General features: G+C 62.4%; 6 protein-coding genes. All 6 read left to right on the forward strand.

The window, feature by feature from the left end; all coding sequences use genetic code 11:
- Positions 1–119 precede the first annotated feature (119 nt).
- On the forward strand, positions 120–2,663 hold the full coding sequence (locus AC11W3_RS21005) for a glycogen/starch/alpha-glucan phosphorylase (protein ID WP_484093716.1): 2,544 nt from the start codon (positions 120–122) through the stop codon (positions 2,661–2,663).
- A gap of 281 nt (positions 2,664–2,944) precedes the next feature.
- The gene (locus AC11W3_RS21010; RefSeq protein ID WP_484093717.1) at positions 2,945–4,588 is read left to right on the forward strand and encodes a mechanosensitive ion channel family protein; all 1,644 of its coding nucleotides are present in this window, start codon (positions 2,945–2,947) and stop codon (positions 4,586–4,588) included.
- 63 nt (positions 4,589–4,651) lie between these two features.
- Positions 4,652–5,269 carry a carbonic anhydrase gene (locus tag AC11W3_RS21015; RefSeq protein WP_484093718.1) on the forward strand — a complete coding sequence of 206 codons (618 nt, stop codon included), beginning with the start codon at positions 4,652–4,654 and terminating at the stop codon, positions 5,267–5,269.
- Between the two features lie 250 nt (positions 5,270–5,519).
- Positions 5,520–7,619, forward strand: coding sequence for a glycogen debranching protein GlgX (gene glgX / locus AC11W3_RS21020; RefSeq protein ID WP_484093719.1), 2,100 nt, complete (start codon positions 5,520–5,522; stop codon positions 7,617–7,619).
- An 82-nt stretch (positions 7,620–7,701) separates the two neighbouring features.
- Positions 7,702–8,055, forward strand: coding sequence for a SpoIIAA family protein (locus AC11W3_RS21025; RefSeq protein ID WP_484088919.1), 354 nt, complete (start codon positions 7,702–7,704; stop codon positions 8,053–8,055).
- Positions 8,056–8,127: 72 nt separating this feature from the next.
- Positions 8,128–9,071 (forward strand): class II fructose-bisphosphate aldolase (fbaA, locus tag AC11W3_RS21030; RefSeq protein WP_484093720.1); only part of this gene is annotated, 944 nt, incomplete at its 3' end.

Consider the following 9,071-nt stretch of genomic DNA (forward strand, 5'->3'; position numbering starts at 1 on the left):
CGCGGACGAACACGAGCCTCGCTACTACCATGCGATCTTCAATAACAGCAAGCTGAGGAAGGAGCTGATCGCCGGGACCATCGCCGACATGGTCTTCAAAAAATACGAGAGGTGACACCATGGCAGAGAAGAGCACGACCAGGGAGGGCACCGAATCCGCGGAGAAAAACGCCCGACGGGGCATGAGTACCGGGGAGATCAAAGAGGCGATCCTCGACCACCTCCACTTCACCCAGGCGCGTCCTCCCGCCCTCGCGACCAGAAACGACTGGTACATGGCCGTTGCCCATGCCGTGCGGGACCGGATGCTGGAAGACTGGCTCCAGAGCCTGAGTCACCTCAATGACAAGGACGTCAAGATCGTCAGCTACCTGTCGGCAGAATTCCTGATGGGTCCCCACCTGGGGAACAACCTGGTGAACCTCGGGATCATGGAAGCGGTCCGGCAGGCGGCGACCGAGCTTGGCCAGGAGCTGGACGACCTCCTTCGCCAGGAGGAGGAGCCGGGGCTTGGCAACGGCGGTCTGGGGAGGCTCGCCGCCTGCTACCTCGACTCCCTTGCCACCCTGCGGGTCCCCGCCATCGGCTACGGCATCCGCTACGAATTCGGGATCTTCGACCAGGAGATCCGCAACGGATGGCAGGTGGAGAAGACCGACAAGTGGCTGCGGATGGGGAACCCCTGGGAGATCCGCCGTGCGGAGATCACCTATAACGTCAATTTCGGCGGGCGCACGGAATCGTTCACCGCCGAAGACGGTCGGCTGCGGGTGCGGTGGGTGCCCGGCAGGGTGGTCAAGGGGATCGCCTATGACACCCCCGTGGCCGGCTACCGGTCGGGGATGACAGACATGCTGCGGCTCTGGAGTTCGGAAGCGGTGGAGTCGTTCGATTTCGAGGCCTTCAACGTGGGGGATTACTACCGCGCCGTGGACAAGAAGGTGATCTCCGAGACCATCTCCAAGGTGCTCTACCCCAACGACGAGCCGCAGATCGGCAAGACGCTCCGCCTGGCGCAACAGTACTTCTTCGTCTCCTGCTCGCTGCAGGACATGATCCGCATCCACCTCCTCTCCGGCAGGAGCCTGGAGACCTTCCCCGAGAGATTTGCGGTCCAGCTCAACGATACCCACCCCTCGATCGCGGTGGCGGAACTGATGCGGCTGCTGGTGGATGAATACCAGCTTGACTGGGATAAAGCCTGGGGCATAACCCGCTCCACCCTTGCCTACACCAACCACACCCTCCTCCCCGAGGCCCTGGAGAAATGGCCGCTCCCCCTCTTCGCAGCCACCCTCCCCCGCCACCTCGAGATCATCTACGAGATCAACCGGCGCTTCCTCGACGAGGTGCGCCAGCTCCACGCAGGAGACGACCAGCGGCTCGCGCGCCTGTCGATCATCGACGAAAGCGGCACCCGCTACGTGCGCATGGCCAACCTGGCCACAGTCGGCAGTCACGCCGTCAACGGAGTGGCCGCCCTTCATACCGAACTCCTGAAACAGACGGTGCTGCGGGATTTCTACGAGATCCACCCGGAACTTTTCTGCAACGTGACCAACGGCGTGACCCCCCGCCGCTGGGTGGTCCTCAGCAATCCCGGTCTCACCGGGCTCATCACGGAGAGGATCGGCGAGGGATGGGTGACTCAATCGGACCAGCTTCGGCGGCTGCAGGATTTCGCGGCGGACGCATCCTTCCAGCAGCGCTGGCAGGAGGTAAAGGAAGAAAACAAGCGCGTGCTGGCGGCACTGATCAGGGAGCGGACAGGCATCGAGGTAGACCCCACCAGCATGTTCGACGTCCTGGTGAAACGCCTCCACGAGTACAAGCGGCAACACCTCAAGGTGCTCCACATCATCACCCTCTACAACAGGATCAAGCGGGACCCGAAGGGGCTGGTGACGCCGCGGACCTTCATCTTCGGCGGCAAGGCGGCTCCCGGTTATCACATGGCCAAGCTGATCATCAAGCTGATCAACTCGGTGGGCGAGGTGGTCAACAACGACCCCGACGTGGCCGGGCGGCTAAAGGTGGTCTTCTTTCCCGACTTCAACGTGACCAACGGCCAGAAGGTCTACCCGGCAGCCGACCTCTCCGAGCAGATCTCGACCGCCGGCAAAGAGGCCTCCGGGACCGGCAACATGAAATTCTCACTGAACGGCGCCCTCACCGTCGGCACCCTGGACGGCGCGAACGTGGAGATCCGCCAGGAGGTGGGGGATGGAAACTTCTTCCTCTTCGGCCTCGACGTCGCCGGGGTCGAGGAACTGAGGTCGCGGGGGTACGACCCGCGGAGCTGGTACCAGGGGAATGCGCAGCTCAAGGAGGCGATCGACCAGATCGCGGCCGGGAGGTTCTCCCCCGGCGAGGCTGGCCTCTTCCAGCCGCTGGTTGACCAGCTTCTCTGCCGGGACGACTACCTGCTGCTAGCCGATTACCAGGCCTACATCGACTGCCAGGACAGGGTCGACGCGGTCTTCCGGGACAAGAAGAAATGGACCGAGATGTCTATACTGAACGTGGCCCGAATGGGAAAATTCTCATCGGACCGCTCGATCCGCGACTACTGCGCAAACATCTGGAAGACCCAGCCCCGCGGGCCAATGCGAGAGGAGGTCGGACAGGCCACCCGGGGACCCCAGCCTTTCCTTAAAAGTTAGCCGTGGCCATGATCTCTTCCGGATCCACCCCGTCCCCACAGTGCCTGCGGGCTGAAGCGCCCTTCGGCACGAAAAGCCTGTCTCCTACCCTTGAAGTGGAAGGGCCGTTCGTGCACCCTCGCAAAGAAAGAAGTCCCCTCCCCCCTTGAGGGGGAGGGTTAGGGTGGGGGGAAAGGCGCCATTAACGACTTCGTTGGCAACTCCCCCCCCCTGGCACCCTCAGGGGGAGGGGTGACGATACCGTTGGCTGGAAATATGGCAAGGTTTTTCTTGGAGCCCGCATGAAGTGGGGAGCGTATCTTCTGGCCGTCCTGACAGCCCTTTTCATTCATCCCCCAGCGCTGTCGGGAGAAGCCCAGCCAAAGCCGGCGCAGTCCGCCACGGTCAAACCGAGCCCGGTCCAGAGTGCGCCGGTCATGCTGGGCGGAACGGCTGTCTTTTCCGTCCCGACATACCATGCCCTGACCGCGGACCAACGTGCAAGAGGCATCGGCGAGCGGCTAACGAAGATAGCCGAAGACCCCACCATCCGCACCGACTCCATCACAAGCTTCGATTCCGACGTTTCGACCGACATTATGGCGGGTGACCGGATCATTATGTTGATTTATGACTCCGACGCCCGGCCGGCAGGGGTGACCCGGCAGGAAATGGCCAAGGAGTACGCCGGGAAAGCCCGCGCTGCCGTGGAAGAGTATCGACAGGCCCGCACTCCGACAAACATCCTGCACGGTGTTGTAAGGAGCATTGTCGCCACCGTGGTGATCCTTTGCGCATGGCTGCTGATCCGGACAGTGCACCGGAGGGTGCGGGGAGCGGTCGAAGGACGGAGAGAACTCTCCGTCAGGTTTCAGAAATTCGAGGTTCTCCGTTCCGAACAGGTCAAAGCGCTTATTCTCGGAGCGATGCGGTCTGCACGGATCCTGGTCATGCTGGTCCTTCTCTACGTCTACGTCCACTTTACCCTCAGTTCCTTTCCCTGGACCCGTCCCCTCAGCGGTGAACTTTTGCACTACCTGATGGTTCCCCTGGGAACAATGGAGAAGGGTCTGGTCCATTACATTCCGAACCTGATCTTTCTCGTCGTCCTTGTCGCTGTTACCACCTACCTCCTCAAGTTCATGCGCCTTTTCGCGCAAGAGGTGGAAAAGGGAAACATCACCTTCTCCGGGTTCTATCCCGAATGGGCCAAGCCTACCTTAAAGATCGCACGCTTCATGGTGATCGCCTTCGTTGCAGTGGTGGCCTTCCCGTATCTCCCCGGCTCAGACTCGCCCGCCTTCAAAGGGATCTCTATTTTCCTGGGGGTACTCATCTCGCTCGGTTCATCATCGACGGTTTCCAACATCATTGCCGGCCTGGACCTGACCTACCGGCGGGCCTTCCTGAAGGGAGACTGGATAAAAATCGGGGATTTCGTCGGCGAAGTGACCAAGATGAGGCTTCTTGTCACCCACCTGCGGACTTTCAAGAACGAAGAAGTGGTGGTTCCCAACGCGGTCATCCTCAACAGTCATGTGACCAACTACAGTGTCTCGGCCAGGGAGAGCGCTCTCATCATCCATACCGCGGTGACCATCGGCTACAGCACGCCGTGGCGCCAGGTCCACGCCTTGTTGCTGCAGGCCGCAGAGCGGACCCCCGGACTGCTGCGCGATCCTTCGCCTTTTGTCCTGCAGACCGCCCTCGACGATTTTTACGTTCGCTACGAACTGAACGCCTACACCGGGGCACCCCAACAAATGCCGGTTATCTACTCCGACCTGCACATGAACATCCAGGACGCCTTCAACGAGTTCGGGGTGCAGATCATGTCGCCCCACTACATGTTCGACCCGAAGTCGGCGGCGGTGGTGCCGAAGAGCCAGTGGTACGAGCCGCCTGCCAAGCCGCCCGCAGAGGCGCCGACCGGCCGGGGTGACTAGCCGTCCGCCTGCAGGCTGATCCCGCCCGGGCAGCCTCGGGCACTGCCGTTCAGGGGGAAAACCATGAATCGTAACAATACTCCGCTTCCTGTCAGCGCGGAGCAAGGCTTGAAGCGCCTGGTCGAGGGGAATGAGCGGTTCCTGAAGGGGACGCCCCGCTTCCCCACCTTCCACAAGGACGTCCTGGAGGCCCTTGCCAAGGGTCAACACCCCTACGCCACCATCATCGGCTGCAGCGACTCCCGGGTGCCGCCGGAACTCATTTTCGACGCCGATTTCGGGGAGTTGTTCGTGATCCGGGTCGCCGGCAACGTCTTGTCGCCCGAAATCGCAGGATCCATGCAGTATGCCCGCCTGCATCTGCAGACGCCGTTGTTCGTGGTGCTGGGCCATGAAAAGTGCGGTGCAGTCCAGGCGGCGCTCGATGTGAAATTTCACCACGCCCAAGAACCGGCGCGGATTCAGCTCCTCCTGCAACATATCCTGCCGTGCCTGGAACTGATCGATGAAAATGCCGAGCCGGCGCTCCAGTCAAGACTCGCCGTCGAAGCCAACGTTCGCTGGACGATGCGGCAGATAGCCGAGTCGCCCGAAGGGCGTGCCCGCTTTGCCGAAGGGATCTACAAACTCGTGGGGGCGGTCTGTGAAATCAAGACCGGCAGGGTACGGTTCCTGGAATAGATCCCCGGCCCTCCCGCGGGCCGGACGTTGGCGCTGTCGAGACGACATATCGCCTTAAAGACGAAATCCCGCCCTTTTGTTTTTCTCTCCCCGTCACAGCTTCCATTTGGACCCAACAAACCTCCTATCTTTCAGATGCTTATCGATATCAGAGCACGACTTGCCATTGGCATGAATCTCGGATGGCTACCCCTGGATATCTGCGGTCGGCAGATTGGCTGGCGGGAGCGGGAAATAGGGAGGGGGTACCATGACCGGCGGGAAGATAGCCAGCAGGGAGGATGCGCCGGGGAGCGCGTCGGGACGAAGCTCGCCACTGGGCGCCACCATATTCCCCGACGGGGTGAATTTCAGCATCTTCTCGCGGGACTGCACCTCCCTCGAGCTCCTCCTTTTCGACCGTGTCGACGACTCCAGGCCCTCCCGGACCGTAACGCTGGATCCGAGGCTCAACCGCAGCTACCATTACTGGCACGTTTTCGTCCCGGGTGTCGGCCCGGGCCAGTTGTACGGCTACCGCGCCGCGGGGCCTGACGGGGCGAATCAGTGTTACCGGTTCGACCCGGAGAAGCTCCTCTTCGATCCCTACGGCCGCGCGCTGGCGGTCCCTGCGGGTTACAGCCGGGCGGCCGCAGCCCGGCCTGGCGACAACACGGCCCTGGCCATGAAGAGCGTGGTGGCAGACCCCCGCCAGTACGACTGGGAGGGGGATACCCCCTTGAAGCGCCCCTTCTCGCGGACGGTAATCTATGAGCTGCACGTGGGAGGATTCACCCGCCACCCCTCTTCAGGGGTCCCCCGCGACAAGCGCGGCACCTACGCGGGACTGGTGGAAAAGATCCCCTACCTGCGGCAGCTGGGGGTCACGGCCATCGAGCTCCTGCCGGTCTTCCAGTTCGATCCCTTCGACGCCCCCGAGGGTTTTACCAACTACTGGGGGTACAGCCCCCTCTCCTTCTTCGCTCCCCATGCGGGTTACAGTTCACGAACCGATCCCCTGGGCCCCCTCGACGAGTTCCGCGACATGGTGAAGGCTCTGCACCGTGCCGGCCTGGAGGTTATCCTGGACGTGGTCTTCAACCATACCGCGGAGGGGGACCAGCGAGGCCCCACCCTCTGCTACCGGGGACTGGCCAATAATTTCTACTATATGCTGACCCCCGACGGGGCCGGCTACGCCGACTACTCCGGCTGCGGAAACACCTTCAACGCCAACAACCCCATCGTGCGTCGGCTCGTCATAGACAGCCTGCACCACTGGGTCAACGAAATGCACGTGGACGGCTTCCGTTTCGACCTGGCGTCGATCCTGGCCCGGGACGCGCAGGGATGCCCCCTGAAGGACCCGCCGCTTTTGTGGGACATCGAGACCGACCCGGCCCTGGCAGGGATCAAGCTGATCGCGGAAGCCTGGGACGCCGCGGGGCTTTACCAGGTGGGGAGCTTCATCGGCGACAGCTGGCAGGAGTGGAACGGAAAATTCCGCGATGACGTGCGGAGCTTCCTGAAGGGTGACGCGGGCACCATATCCCGGTTCGCCTCCCGGCTTTTGGCCAGTCCCGACATTTACGGGGGAGATGAGCGCGAGCCTGAACAGAGCGTCAACTTCGTCACCTGCCACGACGGCTTCACCCTCAACGATCTCGTTTCCTATAACACAAAGCACAACGAGGCCAACGGCGAGGAAAACCGGGACGGCGGCAACGACAACCTGAGCTGGAACTGCGGAGTCGAGGGCCCGACCGATGACCCCGAGGTGGAAGCGCTCAGGAACCGTCAGGTAAAGAACTTCCTGGCGGTGAACCTCATCGCCTTCGGCGCGCCCATGCTGCTCATGGGGGACGAGGCGAGGCGGAGCCAGGGGGGAAACAACAACGCCTACTGCCAGGACAACGAGATCAGCTGGTTCGACTGGACTCTGCTCGAGCGGCACGCAGAGATCCACCGTTTCGTGCGCCTGCTGATCGAGGGACGGCTCAACCGGGAGCTGGCGGTGGTGAACCCGGAGCTGACCCTCAACAAGCTCCTCGCGAGGTCAAGGCTGGAGTGGCATGGGACGAGGCTGGGACAGCCGGATTGGGGAAAGGACTCGCACGGCCTGGCACTTACCGCCTGGAACCTGTCGGGAAGGGTTGTCTTCCACATCATGGTGAATGCCTGGTGGACTCCCCTGGTGTTCGAGCTTCCGCCGCTGCAGCTACAGGGAGAGGGGTGGCGCCGCTGGGTCGACACCTCACTCGCCTCCCCTGCCGACATTGTGCCGCTCGGTGAGGCGCCGCCGGTCGCAGACGGAAGCTATGGCCTGCCGCCGCGTTCGCTGGCGGTGCTCTTCGCGGGTGCCTCTAACTAACCTCCCCCTCCCTTGACGGGAGGGGGTTGGGGGGTGGGTGAAGCTGCAGGAGAGAGGGGGATGTTTTAGAAAGGAGCTTTTTATGGGCGCAAGCATAGCGCAGGACAAGACAGGTATCTGGGTGGTCCGCATCAGCGGCGCGCTCCGCAAGGAGGAGATGGACGCCATCCAGGCCGGCGGGGTCAAGGGAATGGACCCCCATGAGCAGGCCAGGGTGCTGGTTATGGTCGAGCCGGACTTCAGCGGCTGGGTGGGGAGTGAAGAGTGGAACGACATGACCTTCTTGGTGAAGTACGGCAACAGCATCTCGAGAATCGCCATCGTGGGCGATCGCAAATGGGAAAGCAGGATGCTGATGTTCACCGGAGCAGGATTCAGGCGCAGCCAGGTGAAGTACTTTGATCGACTCAATGAGGCGAATGCCTGGTTGGGGTGAGAGGAGAGGACCCTGCAGGAGAATTGGCGAAACCATCAAAGATCATACGAAACCCCATCGACAGGAGGAGCCATGCCGGTTGCCGATTTCAAGACCTATTGCGAGATGCTCGACCGGGCGGCGGCCGACCGTTTCGCCTACCCGGCCATCAACGTCACCTCCCTGACCACGGCCAATGCCGTGTTGAGGGGGCTCGCCGAGAGCAGGAGCGACGGCATCATCCAGGTCTCGACCGGGGGCGCCGCCTTCGCTTCGGGAACGGCGGTAAAGGATATGCCCCTCGGTGCCATTTCCATTGCCGAGCACGTGCACCGGGTGGCTGCCCGCTATCCGATCTACGTGGCACTGCACACGGACCACTGCCAGGCCGACAAGCTCGACTCCTTCGTGCTGCCGCTGGTGGCGGAGACCGAACGCAGGCGTGCCGCGGGCCAGACCAACCTCTTCAACAGCCACATGTTCGACGGCAGCGCCCTCCCCCTCAAGGACAACCTGGAAACCGCCGCCAGGCTTCTGGAGCGTTTCAAGAAAAGCGAGCTGATCCTGGAGATCGAGGCGGGGGTGGTCGGCGGGGAGGAGGACGGCGTCAAGGCCGAGGCCAGCGCCAAGCTCTACACCACCCCGGAAGACACGCTGGAGGTGGCCCGGCGGCTCAACGAAATCGGCGGCCACTACCTCCTCGCGGCCACCTTCGGCAATGTCCACGGGGTCTACAAGCCCGGCGCGGTCAAGCTCAAGCCGTCGATCCTCAAGGAGTGCCAGGATGCGGTGGTGAAGCGCTACGGCGCTGCGGCCCGCTTCCACCTGGTCTTCCACGGCGGCTCCGGTTCAGGGCTAAGCGACATCCACGAGGCCCTGGATTACGGCGTGGTGAAGATGAACATCGACACCGACACCCAGTACGCCTTCACCCGCCCCATCGCCGGTCACATGTTCACCCACTACGACGGGGTGCTGCGGGTGGACGGCGAGATGGGGGACAAGAAGGCCTACGATCCCCGCACCTACCTTGCCAT

It is taken from the genome of Geomonas sp., assembly GCF_056994735.1.